The sequence below is a fragment of the Allochromatium palmeri genome, from assembly GCF_009720725.1.
In the GTDB taxonomy this organism is placed as follows: Bacteria; Pseudomonadota; Gammaproteobacteria; order Chromatiales; family Chromatiaceae; genus Thermochromatium; species Thermochromatium palmeri.
Genome location: NZ_WNKT01000186.1, coordinates 1 through 338, shown reverse-complemented (window position 1 = coordinate 338; position 338 = coordinate 1). Strand labels below are relative to the sequence as shown.

At 59.8% G+C, this 338-nt stretch carries 1 protein-coding gene and 1 pseudogene; both read left to right on the top strand.

Going from position 1 to position 338, the window contains the following annotated elements; all coding sequences use genetic code 11:
- A partial coding sequence (locus GJ668_RS20020; protein ID WP_155451821.1) for a hypothetical protein occupies positions 1 to 183 on the top strand: 183 nt, incomplete at its 5' end.
- A 79-nt stretch (positions 184 to 262) separates the two neighbouring features.
- Positions 263 to 338: pseudogene (locus GJ668_RS20880) on the top strand (zinc ribbon domain-containing protein); the annotation flags it as partial.

Below are 338 nucleotides of genomic sequence, written 5' to 3'. Positions count from 1 at the left end.
GATGAGCAAAACGCCGACGACCCGCTCTACCGGCCGCTGGCGCCCGGCTTCGACGGCGTAGCCTTCCAGGCCGCCTGTGATCTGATCTTCAAGGGCCGCGAGGCGCCAAACGGCTATACCGAGCCGACCCTGCATGCGATGCGGCGGCGGTTCAAGGCTGGCGGCGGATCTTTGCGCCCCTGAGCGGCTTCTCTATAATCCAGCGCCTCAAAACATCTGCGTCAACCATTCTTTCTTTAAGCATCGAAGAGAGGTCCATAGCATGCCGACCTATGATTATCGCTGTGACACCAACGATCGCGTGATCGAGGTGAGCCATCGCATGAGCGAGAACCTGA